Source organism: Paractinoplanes hotanensis, assembly GCF_023717965.1.
Lineage (GTDB): Bacteria > Actinomycetota > Actinomycetes > Mycobacteriales > Micromonosporaceae > Actinoplanes > Actinoplanes polyasparticus.
Genome location: NZ_JAMQOL010000008.1, coordinates 188,002 through 209,165, shown reverse-complemented (window position 1 = coordinate 209,165; position 21,164 = coordinate 188,002). Strand labels below are relative to the sequence as shown.

Sequence of the window (21,164 nt, the reverse complement as noted above, 5' to 3'; positions counted from 1 at the left end):
CCGGGTCGGACCGTTCAGCCGGTGCAACTTGCGCAATCGGGGACCCGTCATGGCCGTTAAATCCGGCAAATGGTATCGACACGGGCGAATCAAGATCCATCGTCCAGATGATTGACCTGGCTAGCGTGTCGCGCATGGCGTCGGGTGGCAGCCCCTGGAAGGGGTACGCGCTGGTCGCGATCGTAATCGTGATCGTGCTGGCCACCACCGGCGTGTGGAATCCCTGGCCACAGGTCTGGGCCTGGGTCAACACGAGCGAGCCGATCGCGGGCAACGCGTCCCGGTGGCAGCAGCGCATCGGCGGCAGCCCGCAGAGCGTCGCGGTGGTCGGCGACGCGGTCGTCGTCGAATACCGGACGTCGATCGAGGCGTACGGAATCACCGCGGGGATCAAGCTCTGGGACAGCGATGCCGACTGGGCCTCGATCTCGGGCAGCGGCAACGAAGCGGTGGTGGCCACCGGCCGGCTGCTGACCAAGGGTTACCAGGTGCTCGACCCGCGCAGCGGCGCGGTGCTGCGGGCCGACACCGAGGCCACCGCGGTCTGGACCTACCGCGACTCGCTGCTCGACCTGCACTGCGCCAAGGGTGGCGACTGCCAGCTGACCGCCTGGGCCCCGCGCGGCACCAAGCCCCTCTGGACGGTCGACACCGGCGGCATCGGGTTCGTGCTCAACGCGGCCAACCCCGACCTGCCCGACACCAAGCAGCTCACGGCCGACCGGGTCGACGACGACGTGGCCCGGCCCCGCCTGACGCCCAGCCTGATCGGGCTGCCCGACGACGGCAAGATCCGCGTGATCGACACCGCCACCGGCAAGGTCGTACAGGTCGCCGAGCCGGGCGCCGGCCAGCGCGTCGCCATCGCTGGCGGGCGGGTGCTCACGGTGACCGGCACGGCACAGGACGGCACCTGCTACTACGGCGTGGTGGCGACCGACCCGCCGTCGTCGGCGGCGGTCTGGCGGCGCGAGGGGCTCAATCTGCGTACGGCCGACAACGGCTCCAACTGCCAGCAGGAGCACGACCCGGCGGGCGGCGAGGACGTGATTCTCGGCGTCGACCCGACCGGCCGGCAGGAGTTGCTGGCGGCGCACGACGGGCGGCTGCTGTGGCGCGGAGCCAAGGGCGAGACCGTGCTCGCGGTCAACGACAACCACGCCGTGATCCGCAGCGCCGACGGCCGGACGCTGCGCGGCTACGGCTTCAGCCGGGGCCGGACGACCTGGTCACGGCCGGTCGGCGAGGGCGGGGCGGCGGCGATCACCCCGTACGCGGCGGTGATCACGAGCCGCAAGCCGGAGCGCGTCGTGGCCGTGGCGCCCGGCACCGGGCGGGCGCTGGTTGATCTTCGTACCGGCGCGGAGGTCTTCGCCGTCGGACCGGGCGGCCTGATCGCCGTCGCCGGGCGCGAGATGGCCTATATTCCGTTTACTTGACCGAACTGGTATGCGCTCAGGGGCGGAGTGGTTCGCCGATGCCCCGGTGGCTTGTCTAGGCTTGCCGCTCATGAGCAAAGGGGCCGCATTCTCGTACTCGCCGCTGTTGCCCATCGGCGACGACCTGACCGAATACCGACTGGTCACGGACGAGGGTGTCGACGTCGTGCACGGGCCGGGCGGGCGCCGGTTCCTCACCGTCGAGCCGGCCGCTATGACGCAGCTCACGGCCGAGGCGATGCACGACATTGCGCACTATCTGCGCCCGGCTCACCTGGCCCAGCTGCGCGCGATCATCGACGACCCCAAGGCGTCGCCGAACGACCGGTTCGTCGCGATCGACCTGTTGCGCAACGCGAACATCGCGGCCGGCGGGGTGCTGCCCATGTGCCAGGACACGGGCACCGCGATCGTGATGGGCAAGCGCGGGCGGCACGTGCTGACCGACGGCACCGACGAGCGAGCGATCGCCGAGGGCGTCTACCAGGCCTACACCCGGCTCAACCTGCGGTATTCGCAGCTCGCCCCGCTCACCATGTGGGACGAGCGGAACACCGGCTCGAACCTGCCGGCCCAGATCGAGCTGTACGCGGAAGACCCGGGCGGCGCCCCCGACGCGTACAAGTTCCTGTTCATGGCCAAGGGCGGCGGCTCGGCCAACAAGTCGTACCTCTATCAGGAGACGAAGGCGCTGCTCAACCCGGCGCGGATGATGGAGTTCCTGGACGAGAAACTGCGGCTGATCGGCACCTCGGCCTGCCCGCCCTACCACCTGGCCGTGGTCATCGGCGGCACCAGCGCCGAATACGCGCTGAAGACGGCCAAGCTGGCCAGCGCGAAATACCTCGACAACCTGCCCCGGCACGGCACGATGTCGGCTCACGGCTTCCGCGACGTCGAACTGGAAGCGGCCGTCCTCGAACTGACCCGCGACTTCGGCATCGGCGCCCAGTTCGGCGGCCGCTACTTCTGCCATGACGTACGGGTCATCCGCCTGCCCCGGCACGGCGCGTCCTGCCCGGTCGCCATCGCCGTCTCGTGCTCGGCCGACCGCCAGGCCCAAGCCAAGATCACCCCGTCCGGGGTCTGGCTGGAACGCCTCGAGACCGACCCGGCGCGCTTCCTGCCCGAGGTCGACCTGGACAACGAGCCGGTGGTCAAGGTCGACCTCAACCGCCCGATGGCCGAGATCCGGTCCGAGCTGGCGAAGTACCCGGTGAAGACCCGCCTCTCGCTGACCGGCCCCCTGGTCGTGGCGCGCGACATCGCCCACGCCAAGATCGCCGAGCGCCTCGATGCGGGCGAGCCGATGCCGCAGTACATGAAGGACCACGCGGTCTACTACGCCGGACCGGCCAAGACCCCCGAGGGGTACGCGTCGGGCTCGTTCGGCCCGACCACGGCCGGCCGCATGGACTCGTACGTCGAACGCTTCCAGGCCGCCGGCGGCTCCCTGGTCATGCTGGCCAAGGGGAACCGCTCGGCCCAGGTCACCCAGGCCTGCAACTCGTACGGGGGCTTCTACCTGGGCTCGATCGGCGGCCCCGCGGCCCGCCTGGCCCAGGACTGCATCCGCCACGTCGAGGTGCTCGAATACCCGGAACTCGGCATGGAAGCGGTCTGGAAGATCGAGGTGGAGGACTTCCCGGCCTTCATCATCGTCGACGACAAGGGCAACGACTTCTTCGCCGACGTGACCCGCCCCAACCCCCTGCTCCGTATCGGCGCCCGCCCGTGATCTTGGCCGAACGGGTGCCGTGGACCGGCACCGTCGGCCCAATACACCGGCGGTTCCAGGCCATAAGCTCGCGGTGATGTCCGAGATGGAGATGTGGGCCGAGGCGAATGCAGACCCGTACGAACATCTGACCGTGTCGGCGGCCGTCGCCGGCGATCAGGCGGCGCAGTAGCCGGCGACGGGACTCAGCCATTCCTTGAACTGGCCCTCGATCGTCGAATTGAGGACCTTCAGGTTCTTCGCCTTCTTGATGTAAGCCTTGTTGACCGCGCTCGCGTCGACCTTCGCGGCCGAGGTCAGGCCGGCTGCCTTGAACTCGGGGTTCTGCGCGGCTGCGGTCTCCTTGCGGATCTTCGCGGCCACCTGCTTCAGCTCGGTCACGGCAGTGGCCTCGGCTTTGGTGGCTTCGGCGGACTGCTTGGCCTCCCGGTAGGTGATCATCTTGCCCATCGCGGCGCCGAAGTCGCGCAGCTCTACCGTGTAGAGGCTCTGGAGCTTGTCGCAGACGACCTTGGTGTTGGCCGTGTAGTCCGGCGGGGGCGGGCTGCTCGGAGCGGTGCTCGCGGGAGTGGCCTCGGGGGCCGCCCCGGTGCTCTCAGCGTCGCTGTCGCAGGCGGCGCCGGTCAGCATGACGCTGCCGGCCAGCACGGCCAGGAGGGCGCGTCGCATGGGGTGATCCTGTTCGGTCGGGGACGGGGCACGCTCCGCCGACGGTACGTTCCGGCTGCCACATCGTCCAACCCACAGTCATCGCGCGACGTCGAGAAGACCCTGGCGGCCCTTCGTGCCGAGGATCATCTGCGATTCGGCGCGGTCGGAGGGACGATGGAACGGTGACTACTGACGCGAGCGGTTACCGGATCGAGAAGGACACGATGGGCGAGGTCCGGGTGCCGGCCGACGCCCTCTGGCGGGCGCAGACCCAGCGGGCGGTCGAGAACTTCCCCATCTCGGGCCGCGGCCTCGAGCCCGCCCACATCAAGGCGCTGGCCCAGATCAAGGGCGCGGCCGCGCAGGTCAACGCGGCGCTCGGCGTGCTCGACGACGACCTGGCCCAGGCCATCGCCAAGGCCGCCGCGCACGTGGCCGAGGGCGGCTACGACGACCAGTTCCCGATCGACGTCTTCCAGACCGGTTCGGGCACCTCGTCCAACATGAACGCCAACGAGGTCATCGCCACCCTGGCCGCCCGCGAGCTGGGCCGTCCGGTGCACCCGAACGACCACGTCAACGCGTCGCAGTCCAGCAACGACGTCTTCCCCTCGTCGATCCACCTGGCCGCGACCGAGGCGGTCACCAGCGAGCTGATCCCGGCCCTGGAACACCTCGGCACGGCGCTGCTCGAGAAGGCCGGGGCCTGGTCCGAGGTGGTGAAGAGCGGGCGCACCCACCTGATGGACGCCACGCCGGTCACCCTGGGGCAGGAATTCTCCGGGTACGCGCGACAGGTCGCCAACGGCATCGAACGGCTCACCGCCACACTGCCGCGCCTCGGCGAACTGCCCCTGGGCGGCACCGCGGTCGGCACCGGCGTGAACACCCCGCCCGGCTTCGCCCCGGCCGTGATCGAGCGGCTGCGCCAGAGCACCGGCCTGCCGGTCACCGAGGCCCGCGACCACTTCGAGGCCCAGGGCGCCCGCGACGCGCTGGTCGAGGCGTCCGGCCAGCTCAAGGTCATCGCCGTCGGGCTCTACAAGATCGTGAACGACATCCGCTGGATGGGCTCGGGTCCGCGGGCCGGCCTGCGCGAATTGCGCCTGCCCGACCTGCAGCCGGGCTCGTCGATCATGCCCGGCAAGGTGAATCCGGTCGTGCCCGAGGCGGTCCGCCAGGTCTGCGCCCAGGTGATCGGCAACGACGCGACGGTGTCCTTCGCCGGCTCGCAGGGCGACTTCGAGCTCAACGTGATGCTGCCGGTGATGGCGCGCAACCTGCTCGAATCGATCCGGTTGCTGGCCAGCTCGGCACGGCTGCTGGCCGACCGCTGCATCGCCGGCCTCGAACCGAACGTCGAGGTCGCCCTGGCGTACGCGGAAGGCTCGCCCTCGATCGTCACTCCGCTCAACCGGTATCTGGGCTACGACGAGGCCGCCGCGATCGCCAAGGCCGCCCTCGCCTCGAACCGGACGATCCGGGAGGTCGTGATCGAGCGCGGCCACCTGGAGGGCGGCAAGCTGACCGAGCAGCAGCTCGACGAGGCTCTTGACGTCCTGAGGATGACGCGTCCCTAGCAATTTCCCAGTGCCGGTAGTCTTGTACGGTGAGTTTGCGCTTGTACGACACCGCGACCCGATCGGTCCGGGACTTCGTCCCGATGACGCCTGGCCAGGTCGGTATCTACCTGTGTGGGCTCACCGTGCAGTCCAGGCCGCACATCGGTCACCTGCGGTCCGCGGTGAACTACGACGTGCTGCGCCGCTGGCTGATCCACACCAACTACGAGGTCACCTTCGTCCGCAACGTCACCGACGTCGACGACAAGATCCTCGAGAAGTCGCACTCGTCGGGCCGTCCGTTCTGGGCCATCGCGTACGAGAACAGGCTGATCCTCGACGCCGACTACCGCGCGCTCAACGTGCTGCCGCCGACGTACGAGCCGCTCGCCACCGGCCACATCCCCGAGATGCACGAGCTGATCACCGAGCTGATCCGCACCGACCACGCCTACCCCGCGGCCGGCGGCGCCGGCGACGTGTATTTCGACGTGCGTTCGTACGCGGAGTACGGCGCCCTGTCCGGCCAGAACCCCGACGACATGCGCCCGCCGAGCGACGGCGGCGAGCCCGACAAGCGCGACTACCGCGACTTCGCCCTGTGGAAGGGCGTCAAGGCCGACGAACCGGCCGAGGCCTCGTGGCCGTCGCCGTGGGGCCAGGGCCGCCCGGGCTGGCACATCGAGTGCTCCGCGATGGCGCGCCGCTACCTCGGTGACGAGTTCGACATCCACGGCGGCGGGCTCGACCTCACGTTCCCCCACCACGAGAACGAGATCGCCCAGTCCCGCTCGGCCGGGCTGCCGTTCGCCCGTCACTGGGTGCACCACGCCCTGCTCAACCTGGGCGAGGCCAAGATGAGCAAGTCGCTCGGCAACGTCATCGACCTCGCTTCCGTACGGGAACAGGGCATCCGCCCGGTCGAGCTGCGTTACTACCTGGGCACCCCGCACTACCGCTCCCGCATCGACTACTCCGACGAGTCGCTGCGCGAGGCGGCGGTGGCCTACCGCCGGATCGAGGGCTTCGTGCAGCGCGCCCTCGAGATCGTCGGTCCCGGCCGCCCCAAGGACGTGCCGCCGGCGTTCGCCCAGGCCATGAACGACGACCTCAACACGTCGGCCGCGCTGGCAGTCGTCCACGACTGCATCCGCGAGGGCAACACCGCGCTCGCCGCCGGCGACGAGGCGGGCATCCGCGGGGCGCTGACCGCCGTCCGCGCGATGCTGGGCGTGCTCGGCCTCGACCCGCTCGACGGGATCTGGACCGGCGACGCGCCCCGGAACGACCTCAAGCCGGTGGTCGACTCGCTGGTCAAGCTCGCGCTCGAGCAGCGTACGCAGGCGCGGGCACGCAAGGACTGGGCGGCGGCCGACTCGGTCCGCGACCAGCTCAAGAACGCGGGAATTCAGGTGGAGGACACTCCGGCCGGGCCGCGCTGGACGGTAGGAGAGCACTGATGCCAGGAAATTCGCGCAACGTGAGCAAGCGGACCGTGTCCAAGAAGGGCGCCGCCATGGGCTCGGGCGGCAAGAACCGCGCGAGCCTCAAGGGCCGGGGCAAAACCCTGCCGGCCGACGAGCGTCCCTGGCACAAGGGCTACTCAGGCACCGAGAAGCTGCCCGACAAGACGGCCCGCAAGCAGGACAAGGAGCGTCGCGCGGCGGCTGCCGAGGGGCGTGCCCCCAAGGTCGGCGTCCCCGGCAGCAAGGACACCACCTGGGGCCGGGGCGGCGGCCGGGCGTACGGGAAGCAGGCGCCGCAGCGAGGCAAGGTTCCCGGCCGCGGCGGCCCCCGGGTCGCGCCGGGCCGGCGTTCCAACCCCACCAAAGAGGGCCCCGAACTGCTGCTCGGCCGCAACCCGGTGGTCGAGGCGCTGCGCGCCGCGGTGCCGGCCACGGCCCTGTACGTGGCCCAGGGCATCGACATCGACGACCGGATCAACGAGATCATCCGCACCGCCGGCGACCGCGGCATCCCGATCCTCGAGATCGGGCGCAACGAGCTCGACCGGATGACCGGCGGCGTCCTGCACCAGGGCATCGGCCTGCAGGTCCCGCCGTTCGCGTACGAGAACTTCGACGACCTGGTCGCGGCCGCCCTCGAACAGACCGCCCCGCTGCTGGTCGCGCTGGACGGCGTGACCGACCCCCGCAACGTCGGCGCGGTCATCCGCTCCGTCGCGGCCTTCGGCGGCCACGGCGTCTTCATGACCGAGCGCCGCGCCGCCGGCATCACCGCGACCGCCTGGCGCACCAGCGCCGGCGCGGCCGCCCGCGTGCCGGTCTCCCAGGTCGTCAACCTGACCCGCGCGATCAAGACGGCGCAGCAGGCCGGCTTCACCGCGATCGGCCTGGACGCCGACGGCGAGACCGACCTCTACAACCTGGAAGCCGCGATCGGCCCGCTGCTGGTGGTCGTCGGCTCCGAGGGCCGCGGCCTGTCCCGCCTGGTCGGCGAGACATGCGACCTGCGAGTCAGCATCCCGATGGCCTCCGACGTCGAATCCCTCAACGCCAGCGTCGCCGCCGCGGTCACCCTGGCCGAGGTGTCCCGCCGCCGCACGTACGGTCAGTGACATAGAGCCACCCGCCCGGGATCACGGGCGGGTGGCCCCGCAAGCGGAAAATCACCGGCAGCCGCCCGCTGCCAGCAGCCGTAGCTGTTGCCCGCTCCTGGGGTGGTCGCTGGGTCGCCGAACGAGGCCATCGCCGCCGCCGGCGCCGGCAGCAGAACGAGCGTCACGACCGCCACATACAACTTGATCTTCATGCCAAGCCCAACGACGATCCCTCGATCGTGGTGCCGGTCAAGATCCCCGGTTGGCCCGTCATCGAGCTGCCGGCCTGCGGATGTGTTCGCGCCGCTGCGCGAGCGCCTTGGCGGGCTGTGGCCTATCGGGCCGAAGACCTTGGGGCGCTGCCCCAAACCCCGGCCATCGCTGCGGAGATCTCCCTGGCGATGGTTGCGGTGGGAGGGCTTGGGGATCTCGTTGCGGCGGCGGCCGTAGCGAATCGCAAGCTGAGGGGAACCGCAACCACACCCCGGTTGCGGCTCCCCTCACCTCACGATGAGCCAAGGCTGCCGTCGCAACGAGATCCCCAAGCCAAAGGCCGCTGTGGGGGAAAGACCCATGGTGAACACAGCCGAGTCGAGTTACCGGACAGCGCGCAGCGCAGCCACCAAGCTTTACCCCAGAGCCCGAAGGGCTTTCCAGCCCAGCCGCCCACAGGCGCAGGCACCGTGACGTGGGGTCTGGGGGCTCGGCCCCCAGGAAGGAATGCGAGGAGGCAGGTCCGCGCTTTTTGCGGACAGGAAGGCCCCCGACGAGCCCCCGGTCGGGATCGAACCGACGACCTCCCGTTTACAAGACGGGTGCTCTGGCCATCTGAGCTACAGGGGCGGGCTTGGGGGTCAGCATACTTGCTGTGAAAGTGCTGGCCACCTTGGCATGACGTGTAAAAAGCTTTACGTTTACAGGGCTGTTCCTCCACTCGGATCGTCCGGCACGTTCCTGCCGGTGGAAAGGAAGTCTGTTTCAGCATGGCTACCGTTACGTATGACAAGGCGTCCCGGATCTACCCGGGCTCTGAGCGCCCCGCTGTCAACGAGTTGAACCTCGAGATCGGCGATGGAGAGTTCCTCGTTCTGGTCGGCCCTTCCGGTTGTGGCAAGTCCACCAGCCTGCGCATGCTCGCTGGGCTCGAGGATGTCGACCGTGGTCGCATCCTGATCGAGGGCAAGGACGTCACGAACCTGCCGCCGAAGTCGCGGGACATCGCGATGGTGTTCCAGAACTACGCGCTGTACCCGCACATGTCGGTGTACGAGAACATGGCATTCGCTCTGAAGCTGCGTAAGACCTCGAAGGCCGAGATCGACCGTCGGGTGAAGGAGGCCGCGGCCCTTCTGCAACTCGACGAGTACCTCTCCCGTAAGCCGAAGGCGCTCTCCGGTGGCCAGCGCCAGCGTGTCGCCATGGGCCGCGCGATCGTGCGTGAGCCGCAGGTGTTCCTCATGGACGAGCCGCTGTCGAACCTTGACGCGAAGCTCCGTGTGCAGACCCGTTCGCAGATCGCGTCGCTGCAGGCGAAGCTGGGTGTCACCACCGTCTACGTGACGCATGACCAGGTCGAGGCCATGACGATGGGCCACCGCGTGGCCGTCATGCTCGACGGTGTGCTGCAGCAGGTCGACACCCCGCGCGCCCTGTACGACACCCCCGGCAACGTTTTCGTGGCCGGCTTCATGGGTTCGCCCGCCATGAACCTCAAGACCGTTCCGCTGACCGAGACCGGCGGCAAGTTCGGGTCGTGGAACGTGCCGCTGACCCGTGAGCAGATCGCGGCCGCGCAGAACGGTGGCGGCAAGGTCACCATCGGCTTCCGTCCCGAGGCGGCCGAGCTGACGACCGAGTCCGCGGGTGCGCTGCCGATCGTCGTCGACCTGGTCGAGGACCTGGGTTCGGACGCCAACGTGTACGGCCACGCCGACTTCGACGGCACTCAGGAGCGGTTCGTGGTCCGCACCGACCGTCGCAACATGCCGAACATGGGCGAGACGGTCTACATCAAGCCGCAGACGACCGGTATCCACATGTTCAACGCGGAGTCCGGCGCTCGCATCTGAACGATCTGACGTCAGTAGGCCGGGCGGTCCCTTCGGGGCCGCCCGGTTTTCGTGTGGGTAGGGGGCTATCCGGCGTACTGGACGACGATGAAGTCCTTCCGGGTGGCGCAGGCCAGGTGGCTGCTGTTCCACGAGCAGGTGTCGGTCTGCACGTCGGCCAGCGGGCCGAGCTGTACGGGGTCGTCGCCGAGGTGGCGGCCGGCGAGGGCCGGGTCGTCGGCGTAGCCGGCCAGCGGTTTGCTGAATTCGAGCACGTTGGTGGCGTCGAGGCGGGCCGCGGCGGCGGGGCGGGCCCAGACCTCGGTGCCGTCGGAGTCGATCAGCCGGGTGGTGGTGGAGTAGCTGACCAGGACGGCTTCGCCGACGGGGACGATTTTGTCGGCGTCGGGGGCGGCGGCTTCCCAGACCCGTTTGCGGTCGGTGACGTCGACGGCGACCACTTTGGCCCGGTCGTCGCCGTAGCCGGCGCCTTCGATCATGCAGATGCGGTCGTCGCCGCAGGGGGCGAGGGCGCTGAGCCGGGCGGTGGCCGAGCCGGCCGTGTAGACGATGGTGTCGCCGTCCAGGTTGGCCAGGTTGTAGGCGACTATGCGGTGGATGTCCTCGGAGCCGCGCACGATGAGACGGCCGTTGTGGGCGATCACCTCGTCGTCGGGGCGGGCGACGTTGGGGCGGGAGGCGAGGACCTTGCCGTCGGCGTTGATGACCCGGGCCGAGCGGTCGGCGGCGATCTGGACGAGCCGGGGGTCGTCGCCGAGGTCGGGGGCGAGGGCGCGGCCCTGGGCGCTGGCCGGGCCGGAGAGGTCCGCCGGGGTGGTGACGGCGATGAGCGCGGGCGCCGGGGTGCCTTCGGGGTCGGGGACCGCCCACCGTTGCTCGCCGGTGGTCAGGTCGAGGCCGAGGAGCTGTTTGCCGGCGCGGTCGGCGACGACGGCCCGGTCGCCGGCGAAGTAGACGATGTCGTTCTCGCCGAGGGTGCGTTCCCAGCGCTTTTCGCCGCGGTCGGCGCTCAGGACGATGAGCTGGCTGCTGTCGGTGTCGTAGTCGGTCTCGCTGAACAGGGCGACGCCGTCGGGGAGGGCGGTCATGGACTCCCAGCGGTCGGCGGTGCCGGCGGCGGGGTTGGTCCAGACGGGTTTGGTGTCGCCGGTGTCGATGGCGACGACGCCGACCTTGCCGGTGTCGTAGTCGGCGCTGCCGAGGTAGGCGCGGTCGCCGCGGACGACCGCGTCCTTCCAGGCCGAGCCGAGCGGTACGGCCGGGGCGACGTGCACCGGTTCGCCGAGGGGCCGGTAGTCGAGGGCGGGGTAGCGCGGCCAGAAGGCCCAGGTGAGGGTGGCGCCGGCCGCTACGAGCAGGGCCGTCGCCGCGGCGCCCGCGATGATCCAGCGGCGGCGGTTGCCGCGCGGCTTCCCGGTCGAGGGCGACGATGGTTGCGGGGTGTCGGAGGCGAGCCAGGGTTCGGCGCTGGGCGGCCCGAACGTGGACGACGAGCCGGGCGGGCCGGAGTAGGACGGCGAGCCGGGCATGGCGTGCCCACCGGCGGCGATGGCGGCGGCCTCACCGGTGGCCCACGGGTCGACGGGCTCGCCGTAATGCCGGTCATCGCCGGGCCGAGCCGGCCCCAGAACCGGAGCCGCGGACGGCGCGGCCGGCCCCGGAAGCGGAGTCGGCGGCCCGGCAGCGGCGGTGGGCGGCCCAGAAGCAGCGGTGGGCGGCCCAGCAGCGGCCGTGGGCGGCCCAGAAGCGGCAGCGGTAGGCGGCCCGGAGGTGGAAGCGGAGGAGGCCGCCGCAGACGCGGGAGAGGCGAAGGGCAGCGTCGCCCCCTCGGCGACCGGCAGCTCGGGCTGCTCGAGCACGGTCGGCGCGATGCCCAGCTGCGCATGCAGCAGCCGGGCCACGAGCGGCACCCGCGACGACCCGCCGACGAGGAAGAGCCCGCTCAACTCGGCCGGCTGGAGCCCCGCGGCCGCGATCACCGCAGCCGCCTCGGCCACACCCCGCCGCACCAGCGGGTCGATCGCCGCTTCGAGCTCGTCGCGGGTCAGGTGCACCGCTTGCTCGACCCCGGGCACCGGCACCGGCGCGAACGAACTGCGCGACAACATCTCTTTGGCGCCGCGCACGTCCTCCCAGAACTGCCGCCGGGCCCGCCACTGTGCGAGCGTCACCGGCTCGGTGAGGGCCCGCCACGCCTCGGGCTCGGCCCCGGCCAGCGACTTGCCCAGGTGGCCGACGAGGGCCGCGTCGAGGTCGAGGCCGCCCAGGTTGTCGGCGCCACCCGAGGCGGTCACCGAGAAGGCCGCGCCGGGCCCGTCGTGGCGCACCACGGCGATGTCGAGCGTGCCCCCGCCGAAGTCGAACACTCCGAGCGAGGCCCCGACCGGCAACGGCCGGCGCAGCACCTCGGCGAAGTAGCGGGCGGCGGCCACGGGTTCGGGCAGCAATGCCGTCTCGCTCGGCCAGCCGGCCCGGGCGAGCGCATCGACCAGCACCGCCCGGCGCGGGGCGCCCCACGAGGCAGGATGGGTGACCGTGGCCGGCGGCAGGAAGCCCGCGGTGGCCACGGCCTCGCGGGCGACCGCGCCCAGCAGGGCCGCGAACAGGTCGGCGACGGGCACGGTGGCGCCGTCGCCGAGCAGCACGGAGTCTTCGTCGATGTGGCGTTTCGGGTGGGGTTCGAGGCGGCCGGGGTCGGCGTGGCCGAGACGGATGGCGTCGGCGCCGACGTGCAGCCGGCCGGACGCGTCGAGGTGGACGGCGGACGGCAGCAGTGGGCGGCCGTCAAACAGCAGCGGCCGTGTCCGCCCGTCGGGACGTCGCAGCATGGCCACCGTGTGTGAGGTGCCCAGGTCGACGCCGAGCTCGAAGCCTTCGGTCACCCGCGTCATGCTACGACCCACGGACGACGACGGAACGAGCGTAGGGGTGGTCGATGTGCGGATCGAGCGGATCGTGGACGCCGCGGAGGTGCACGCGGCGGCGGATCTCTTCGACGGGCCGCCGCTGGCCGAGGCGACCGGGCGGTTCCTGGCCACGGCCGGGCACCACCTGCTGCTCGCCTACGACGACGACGGGCGTGCGGTCGGGATGATCACGGGAGTCGAGATGACCCATCCCGACAAGGGCACCGAGATGTTCGTGTACGAGCTTTCCGTCGTGCCCGAAGCCCGCCGGCGCGGAATCGGGAACGCGCTGGTGACCGAGCTCGCTGCGATCGCGCGTCGCAACGGCTGTTACGGCATGTGGGTGGGGACCGAGCCGGACAACGAGGCCGCGCTCGCGACCTACCGCCGGGCGGGCGCCGACGAGGAGGCGCCGTTCACCCTGCTCAACTGGGACCTGATCCGGCGAGCCGAATAAAAGCGGAGAGTGGCCACCCGATCCCGACATTTGCTCTCGCATCCGTCGATACGAGGTGACCTGCGGTAACACGCTTGAATTGATGCGCAGGACCGAATGTCACGGCCTCGTCACAACGTCATCGACCGTAGTGACTTCTATGCCGATCGATCGGAGGATCCGGTGATCGCGCCCAGTGAACCCCCGCTGGGGCGCCTTCCTTCCGGAGGACCCGTACGTGAGACAACAATCCACATGGGGCCGGCGAACGTTCACCTCGGTACTGGCTGTCGGCGTGGCCGCCGGCGCCACGCTGAGCGGTGCGCTTCCGGCCGCGGCGGCGCCTGACCAGGGCGCCGTTCTCGCCGCTCTGCAGAAGGCGGCCGAGAACCCCGCCACCCCCAAGGACGCGTCGGCCGACACCCTCGGCGCACACGACGCCGAGCTGCTGGCCAAGGCCGAGGCGGCCAACAAGAAGTTCGTCACGGCGATCTTCGCCACCGAAGAAGGCAAGTCGGCCGAGGTGGCCGCGAAGATCGAGGCGCTCGGCGGTGTGGTGACCCGCCGCTTCGACCAGATCGGCTACCTGCTCGCGTCGGTGCCGATCGGCAAGGTGCTGACCGCCGCTGAGCTGTCCGGCATCGTGGCGGTCGACCTCGAAGAGACGATCAAGCTGCCGGAGACGGGCAGCCGGCACGAGAAGCCGGGCAAGCCCGTGCAGCTGGCCGCGCCCGGGCCGTCGACGCCCGCCGCGAACCCGTACCTGCCGACCGACGAGACCGGTTCGGTGGACTTCAAGAAGAAGAACCCGAAGTACGACGGCCGCGGCATCACGATCGGCATCATGGACTCCGGCGTGGACATCGACCACCCCGCGCTGGCCAAGACCACGACCGGTGAGCGCAAGATTGTCGACTGGGTGACCGCGACCGACCCGTTGCTCGAGAACGACGGCTCCTGGCGCGCGATGCTCACCGAGGTGGCCGGCCCGGCCTTCACGTACGCGGGCGCCTCGTGGAAGGCGCCGGCGGGCACCTGGCGGATCAACCGCTTCAGCGAGTCGATCACGGCCAACTCCGACGCCCTGGGCGACGTCAACCGGGACGGCGACACGACCGACACGTGGGGCATCCTCTACGACCCGGTCAGCCACGACATCCGGGTCGACACCAACCAGAACCTCGACTTCACCGACGACGCCGTCATGCGGCCGTACAAGGAGAAGTTCGACGTCGGGCACTTCGGCGCCGACAACCCGGCCACCGCGGTGACCGAGCGCATGCCGTTCGTCGTGGAGTACCGCGAGGACGTCAAGCTCGACCCGGCCGGCCTGCCCGGTCAGGTCGCCGACTTCGTCAGCATCGGCATCCCGGAGAGCCTGCACGCCTCGCACGTGGCCGGTATCGCCGCGGGCAACGACCTGCTGGGTAACGCCGCGTTCGACGGTCAGGCGCCCGGCTCCAAGATCGTCTCGTCGCGGGCGTGCTCGTGGGGCGGCGGCTGCACCAACGCCGCGCTGACCACCGGCATGGCCGACCTGGTCATCAACCGCGGCGTCGACGTGGTCAACATGTCGATCGGCGGTCTGCCCTCGCTCAACGACGGCAGCAACGCGCAGGCCAAGCTGTACAACGAGCTGATCAACAAGTACGGCGTGCAGTTGTTCATCTCGGCCGGCAACAGCGGCCCGGGCGTGAACACGATCGGCGAGCCCTCCGGCGCCAGCGCCGTGGTCAGCGTCGCCGCCAGCATCTCGGACGACACGTGGAAGGCCAACTACGGCGCGGACACCCGCAAGCCGTTGCAGCTGATCCCGTTCTCGTCCCGGGGCCCGCGCGAGGACGGCGGCTTCAAGCCGAACATCGCCGCGCCCGGTTCGGCGATCTCGCTCTCGCCGACCTGGGAGGTCATTCCCGGGCTGGCCACCGTGCCGTACACCCTGCCGCCGGGCTACTCGATGCAGAACGGCACCTCGATGGCCGCTCCGCAGGCCGCTGGTGGCGCCGCGCTGCTGCTGTCGGCGGCCAAGGCCAACGGCATCAAGGTGTCCCCGCTGTCGCTGCGCCGCGCGATCTACTCGACGTCCGACCCGATCCCGGGTGAGCAGGTCAACGAGCAGGGTCACGGCCAGCTCAACGTGCCGGACGCCTGGAAGCTGCTGGCGAAGAAGTCGGCCACCCGCACGTACACGTCGTCGGCTCCGGTCTGCACGCCGCTGGCCGGCCAGCTGGCCACGCCCAACCAGGGCGAGGGCATCTACAACCGCTGTGCCGTGGCCGCCGGCGGGCTCAAGCCGGGCCAGGTCAAGATCCAGACGATCAAGCTGACCCGGACGTCCGGCCCGAGCTACCCGATGCTGCACAAGCTCTCGTGGATCGGTGACCGCGACTCGTTCGTCTCGGCGCCGCTGGTGCTGCTGCCGCTGAACAAGACCGTCAGCGTGCCGGTCGTGGTGCGTGCCAAGACCGGCGTGGCGAGCGCGCTGCTCAAGGTCGACGACCCGTCCACCCCGGTGGTCGACTTCGAGGTGCTCAACACGGTCGTCACCGGCGTCGACACGAAGAAGCCGTCGTACGCGGCGGCCTTCTCGGGCCAGGTCGACCGCAGCTCGACCACCTCGTTCTACGTCACCGTGCCCGAGGGGGCCAAGGCGCTGCAGGTCGACCTGTCCGGCATCGCCACCGGCTCGCAGACCCGCTGGATCGCGATCAACCCGTGGGGCATCCCGGCCGACGGCACGGCCAGCGCGAACTGCTTCACGAACTACTCCGACGCGAACGTCTGCAAGCCGTCGGAGCGGTCGTACGAGAACCCGATCCCGGGTGTGTGGGAGCTCGAGGTCGAGGCCCGGCGCACCACGCCGGTGCTGAGCAACCCGTTCAAGCTGGACGCCAGGATCCAGGGTGTGCAGCTGACGCCGGCGTCGGTGACCCTGCCCAGCGTGACGGTCAACCAGCCGTCGCCGGTCAGCTTCGCCGTCAAGAACCTGTTCGGCCCGGTCACGGTGACCGCGCAGGGCGGCCCGCTCGGCAGCGCGAGCCGCCAGCGTCCGTCCATCGAGGAGGGCGGCAGCCAGGAGTACGAGATCGTGGTGCCGGCCGGTGCGAGCCGGCTCGACGTGACGATCGGCAACCCGGCCGACGCCACCGCCGACCTCGACCTGTCGCTGTACCGGGGCGCCACCCTGGTCGGCCAGGACGCCGACGGTGACTCGGACGAGTCGATCTCGCTGGCGAACCCGCCTGCGGGCACGTACACCGCGGTGGTCGACGGCTACGCGGTGCCCGCGGGCACCACGGCCTACGACTACCTCGATGTCTACTTCAGCCCGGCCCTCGGCTCGGTCACCACGACGGCCACGCCGGTCACGCTGGCCAACGGCGCGTCGACCACGGTCAACGCCTCGGTCACCGCGCTCGCGGTGCCGCCGGCCGGCCGTGAGCTCTCGGGTGAGGTCGCGATCGTGACCAGTGCGGGCGCGGTCGTCGGCCGCGGCCCGATCGCCATCACGGCTGTCACCGGGTAGTAGTCACCAGCAGCAAAAGGCCCCGTCCGGCATGTTGCCGGGCGGGGCCTTTCGTGTGCGGGTCAGCGGTACTGCTGGTCGACGCCTGCCACCGGGCGGCCGTCGGACGAGAACGGGCGGCGCTCCGGCTCCTCGGTGTCGTCGGTCTCGACCGGCTCCTCGTACAGGCGCGGGTCGTCGGGAGTGGCCGTCGGCGTCGGCTGCGGCTTGGGCTGCTTCGGCTGCTTGGCCGGCTTCTGCTGCTGGGCCGGCTTGTGGGGCTGGGCCGGCTTGTGGGGCTGGGCCGGCTGAGCGGTAGCGGGCGACGTGCCCGGCGCGGGGGTGTCGGCGGTGGGGGTGTCGGCGGCGGGCATGGTCGCGGCGGGCATGATTGCGATGCCGCCGGCCGGCATGCCGGAGAGGTCGGGCTCGTCGGTGGCCGGCAGCGTGCGCGGCGTGTCATCGTCCGCGGGGGTCCGCGGCGACCCGTTGGCGGGCAGCAGGCCGCCCAGCCCGCCCAGCAGCGGAACTCCGCCGTCGAACATCTCGGCCTGGCGCATGGTCGGCCGCTCGTTGAAGTCGCGGACCTGGCCGCTCGGCAGCAGCCCGCTGAGCAGCGGCAGACCGCCCGGGCCGAAGATCGGCAGGCTCCGCACGGGGAGGCCCTGGAAGGGCAGCGCCGAGGTGGGCCTCCGCACGACGTCGGCGGCGGGCTCCTCGTCGTCCGGAAGGTCGCGGGCCGACTCGCCGCCCGGGACCAGGCCGCGCCGCTGCCCGCCGTTCGGCTCGCCGGACCGGCCGGGCAGCAGAGGGTCGAGGTCGGGGCTGTTCTGCCCGGCCTTGAACTGTGCGACCGGGCTCCGGCCGGCCGCGGTGTCCTTCAGCGTGCTGTTCCCGAGCGGATTGTCCACATTGACACCGTTGCTCTGACCCAGCAGGTCGGCAAGCCGCTCGTCGGCCTGCTGGGCCGCGGCGTCCACACCGGGCAGCAGGTCGGCCTGCGCGGGTGAGGCCGCGAACAGGATGATCCCGCCGGTGAGAGCCGCTCCGGCATACCACAACTTGCGCACTGTTCTCCTCCTGGAAAGAGATCCGATTTCGGAAAGCCTCGAATTCGGACTAAAGCATCGGATGGGGCAACGAGTGGCCCCGGGGGCGGGTTCCGGCTGGCTACGATCGCGAACGTGGCAACGGACGCGGCGAAGGACGGCGTACGGCGGTCTCTGGTCGCCCGATTGAGAGATCGAACGGCCGACCCGCGTCCGCATTTCGTGGTGTGTGGATCGGACGCCCTCGTCTATACGCTGGCCGACGAGCTGGCCACCTCGGGCCGCATCCGGCTCACCGTGATCACGCCGCCCGACCTGCGGCCGGTCGTGCCCGACCTGAACGGTCTGCGCACCCGCGGGGTCAGGGTGATGACGGCCGCCCGGCTCGACGAGCGCACGTTCTCAGACGCCGGTCTGGCCGGCGCCGACGCGCTGGCCCTGGTGATGCCGGACGACATGGCCAACCTGCACGCGGCGTTGTGCGCGCGGGCCGTCGAGGGTGACCTGCGACTCGTGATCCGCATGTTCACCACCGGTCTGGCCTCCGGGGTCCGGCGCCTGTTCACCGACTGTGCGGTGCTCTCCGACGCGTCCATGGCCGCGCCCGCGTTCGTGGCGGCCGCGATCGGTGAGGTCGCGCCGACCCATTTCCGGTACGCCGCCCGCACGCTCAACGTGGCCAAGCGGGCCGACGTGCCGCGTGACGCCGCGCTGTTCACCCTGGCCACCTCGGACGACAACGGCCGGATGACCGTGCTGCCGGCCGAGCCCGCACCGGCCGGGCAGAAGCCCACCGATCTGGTTCTGGCCGAGGCCACCGGCCGCCCGGCGGCCCAGGCGGTGACCGCGCGCCGCCTGGCACGGGCCGGCCGCCGCCGTCGCCCGTGGCTGTCGATCGGCCGGGCCCTGCGCATCGGGCTGACCCGCAAGCTGGGCATCGCCGTGCTGGTCGCGCTGGCACTGACCGCGGTCTCGGGCGCCCTGTTGACCCACTTCACCGGGGTCAGCGGATTCTGGAAGTCGATCTACATCACGTTGCTGACCATGGTCGGCTCGTCCGATGTGGAACCGGACAACACCCCGGCCGCCCAGGGCGCCCAGCTGGTGCTGACGGTGGCCGGGGTCGCCCTGCTCCCGCTGATCACCGCGGCCGTGGTCGACGGCGTGGTCAAGACCCGCCTGGCTCTCGACCGCGGCGAGGTCCTCAAGGTCCACAGCGGGCACATCGTGCTGGTCGGCTTGGGCACGGTCGGCACCCGGGTGCTGCGCCAGCTGGTCGACCTGGGCCTCGACGTGGTGGCGATCGACCGCAACGCGGCCGCGCGCGGCGTCAAGGTGGCCGCGTCGCTGGGCGTCCCGGTGATCGAGGGCGACGCGTCGCAGGAGGAGACTCTGCGCGCCGCCTCGATCGACCACTGCCAGGCGCTGGTCGTGGTGTCGACCGACGACGCGGTCAACCTGCAGGCCGCGCTGCACGCGCGGGCCGCCCGCGAGGACATCCGCGTGGTGCTGCGGCTGTTCGACGACGACTTCGCGCAGCGGGTGGAGGCGGTGTTCAACATCAACATTTCGCGCAGCGTCTCGCGGTTGTGCGCGCCCGCGTTCGCCGCCGCCATGATCGAGCGCGAGATGCTGGCGACGATTCCGGTCGAGCGGCACGCGCTACTGGTGGCCGCGGTGCGGGTTCGGCCGGGCTCGCTGCTCGACGGTGCTCCGCTGAGCAGCGCTGACAGGGTCGAGAGCACCCGGGTGATCGGCATGACCGCGGCCGGCTCGGAATGGGTCGACCGGCAGCCCGACCCGCGCCGGGTGCTCGCCGCGGGTGACGAGATCGTGGTCGTCGCCCGCCGGGCCGGCCTGCGCGTGCTGCGCGAGCAGGCGACCGAGCCGCTAGAGCCCGGCCTCCACGACGCCGGGCAGTGAGGCCACCTCGACGCCGAGCACAGCCTGCTCGTCGGGCTTCTTGGCGAGCACGTCGGTGAGGTAGGACTGCACCGCGGTGGCCATGCCGACGTCGCGCTTGGCCCGTTCGGAGAGCAGCCACTTGTGCTGGATGACCTGGGTGAAGATCTCTTGCGGTTCCAGCTTGCGGCGCAGCGAAGCCGGGACGGCCCGGACGACCGGCTCGAAGACCTCGGTCAGCCAGCGGTGGGCCGCCTGCTGTTCGTCGGTGAGCAGGCTCTCGGCGCGGTAGGTGTCGAGGTCGTTGAGCAGCTGGCGGGCCTGGTTCTCCTCGGCGTCGAGGCCGGTCAGGCGCAGCAGGCGGCGGGTGTGGTAACCGGCGTCGACCACCTTGGGGCGGATGCGATAGCCCTTGTCCACGGTGGACATGTCGACCTCGGCCACGTCGAAGCCGAGCTCGTTGAGCCGCCGGATGCGCCGCTCGATGTCGTGCCGGGCGTCGCGCGGCACCTCCTGCTCGTAGGTGACCTCGTGCCACAGCCGCTCGTAACGCGCCACGATGTCGTCGACCACGGCCTCGGGGTCGATCGACTCGTGCAGCAACTCGGCCGCCTCGAGGTCGAGCAGCTCACCGAAGATGTTGAGCCGCAGGATCTCGACGTCCTCGCTGCGCTGGCCCTCGGAGAGCCGCGGGTAGAGGTTGCCGGTCTCGGCGTCGACCAGGTAGGCCGCGAAGGCGCCGGCGTCGCGCCGGAACAGCGTGTTGGACAGTGAGCAGTCGCCCCACGAGAAGCCGGTGAGGTGCATGCGCACGACCAGGGCGGCCAGCGCGTCGAGCAGGCGGTTGAGCGTCTCGGGCCGCAGCACGTGCGAGAAGAGCGCGCGGTAGGGCAGCGAGAACTGCAGGTGCCGGGTGATCAGCACGGTCTCGAGCGGCTCGCCGGCCTTGTCCAGGCGGTCGTTGACCATCCCGACGGCCTCGACGGCCGGGAAGTCGATGCGTTCCAGCGCGCGCAGGAGGTCGTACTCCTTTTCGGCGATCCGCTCGCGGGTCTCCTTCAACGCGTAGACCACGTCGTTGAGTTTCACGAACCGCACGATGTGGCGGGAGATGCCCTGGGGCAGGGCGACCAGGTGTTCGGCCGGCCATTCCTCGAGCGGGATGTCCCACGGCAGATCCAGCAAGGCTGGGTCGACGACTGCGGAAGTGATGCGCACGGAACCAGTGTGCACGCTCCCGACGGCGCGTCGCTCCCGCAGGTGGCTCGTTACACAGGTGCGAGAACGCCGGATTAGAACATATGTCCCTGATATGATGTGAATGGCGGTTTGTCACAGTGCCCCTGA

The 21,164-nt window shown here is 70.7% G+C and carries 13 protein-coding genes and 1 tRNA gene; 9 read left to right on the top strand and 5 right to left on the bottom strand.

What is annotated here, in order from left to right; genetic code table 11:
- Nucleotides 1-134: 134 nt before the first annotated feature.
- Together LXN57_RS07090 and LXN57_RS07085 are read left to right on the top strand one after the other, a co-directional pair.
- Nucleotides 135-1,439: a PQQ-binding-like beta-propeller repeat protein gene (locus tag LXN57_RS07090; protein ID WP_251797202.1), complete on the top strand. Its 1,305-nt coding sequence runs from the start codon at nt 135-137 to the stop codon at nt 1,437-1,439.
- 70 nt (nt 1,440-1,509) lie between these two features.
- Complete coding sequence (locus LXN57_RS07085; protein ID WP_251797201.1) at nt 1,510-3,177, top strand: fumarate hydratase; 1,668 nt, start codon at nt 1,510-1,512, stop codon at nt 3,175-3,177.
- A 156-nt stretch (nt 3,178-3,333) separates the two neighbouring features.
- Here LXN57_RS07085 and LXN57_RS07080 read toward each other — a convergent pair whose 3' ends face one another.
- Complete coding sequence (locus LXN57_RS07080) at nt 3,334-3,846, bottom strand: hypothetical protein (protein ID WP_251797200.1); 513 nt, start codon at nt 3,844-3,846, stop codon at nt 3,334-3,336.
- A 164-nt stretch (nt 3,847-4,010) separates the two neighbouring features.
- Here LXN57_RS07080 and LXN57_RS07075 point away from each other — a divergent pair, with 164 nt between their 5' ends.
- From LXN57_RS07075 to rlmB, 3 genes are read left to right on the top strand one after another with little or no spacing between them, the layout of a single operon-like run.
- On the top strand, nt 4,011-5,408 hold the full coding sequence (locus tag LXN57_RS07075; RefSeq protein ID WP_285904603.1) for a class II fumarate hydratase: 1,398 nt from the start codon (nt 4,011-4,013) through the stop codon (nt 5,406-5,408).
- 29 nt (nt 5,409-5,437) lie between these two features.
- Complete coding sequence (gene cysS, locus LXN57_RS07070) at nt 5,438-6,850, top strand: cysteine--tRNA ligase (protein ID WP_251797199.1); 1,413 nt, start codon at nt 5,438-5,440, stop codon at nt 6,848-6,850.
- Nucleotides 6,850-7,968 carry a 23S rRNA (guanosine(2251)-2'-O)-methyltransferase RlmB gene (rlmB, locus tag LXN57_RS07065; protein ID WP_251797198.1) on the top strand — a complete coding sequence of 373 codons (1,119 nt, stop codon included), beginning with the start codon at nt 6,850-6,852 and terminating at the stop codon, nt 7,966-7,968. Before cysS ends, rlmB begins: the two co-directional genes overlap by 1 nt.
- Before the next feature lie 751 nt (nt 7,969-8,719).
- Here rlmB and LXN57_RS07060 read toward each other — a convergent pair.
- Nucleotides 8,720-8,793, bottom strand: a tRNA-Thr gene (locus tag LXN57_RS07060).
- Nucleotides 8,794-8,933: 140 nt separating this feature from the next.
- Here LXN57_RS07060 and LXN57_RS07055 point away from each other — a divergent pair.
- On the top strand, nt 8,934-10,019 hold the full coding sequence (locus LXN57_RS07055; RefSeq protein ID WP_251797197.1) for an ABC transporter ATP-binding protein: 1,086 nt from the start codon (nt 8,934-8,936) through the stop codon (nt 10,017-10,019).
- A gap of 65 nt (nt 10,020-10,084) precedes the next feature.
- On the opposite strand, the gene LXN57_RS07050 is transcribed toward LXN57_RS07055, so the two are convergent.
- Nucleotides 10,085-12,901 carry an Hsp70 family protein gene (locus tag LXN57_RS07050; protein ID WP_251797196.1) on the bottom strand — a complete coding sequence of 939 codons (2,817 nt, stop codon included), beginning with the start codon at nt 12,899-12,901 and terminating at the stop codon, nt 10,085-10,087.
- 46 nt (nt 12,902-12,947) lie between these two features.
- On the opposite strand from LXN57_RS07050, the gene LXN57_RS07045 reads away from it, so the two are divergent.
- Both LXN57_RS07045 and LXN57_RS07040 read left to right on the top strand, forming a co-directional pair.
- Nucleotides 12,948-13,382, top strand: coding sequence for a GNAT family N-acetyltransferase (locus tag LXN57_RS07045; protein ID WP_251797195.1), 435 nt, complete (start codon nt 12,948-12,950; stop codon nt 13,380-13,382).
- Nucleotides 13,383-13,656: 274 nt separating this feature from the next.
- Nucleotides 13,657-16,887 (top strand): S8 family serine peptidase, encoded by a 3,231-nt coding sequence (locus LXN57_RS07040; protein WP_438872846.1) that lies wholly within the window; start codon nt 13,657-13,659, stop codon nt 16,885-16,887.
- Nucleotides 16,888-16,949: 62 nt separating this feature from the next.
- On the opposite strand, the gene LXN57_RS07035 is transcribed toward LXN57_RS07040, so the two are convergent.
- Nucleotides 16,950-17,936 (bottom strand): hypothetical protein, encoded by a 987-nt coding sequence (locus tag LXN57_RS07035; RefSeq protein WP_251797193.1) that lies wholly within the window; start codon nt 17,934-17,936, stop codon nt 16,950-16,952.
- Between the two features lie 114 nt (nt 17,937-18,050).
- On the opposite strand from LXN57_RS07035, the gene LXN57_RS07030 reads away from it, so the two are divergent.
- Entirely contained in the window at nt 18,051-19,838 is a 1,788-nt protein-coding gene (locus LXN57_RS07030) for a potassium channel family protein (protein ID WP_251797192.1), read from the top strand.
- Here LXN57_RS07030 and LXN57_RS07025 read toward each other — a convergent pair.
- Complete coding sequence (locus tag LXN57_RS07025) at nt 19,806-21,035, bottom strand: DUF4032 domain-containing protein (protein ID WP_251797191.1); 1,230 nt, start codon at nt 21,033-21,035, stop codon at nt 19,806-19,808. The two genes, LXN57_RS07030 and LXN57_RS07025, sit on opposite strands and share 33 nt — an antisense overlap.
- Nucleotides 21,036-21,164: the final 129 nt, after the last annotated feature.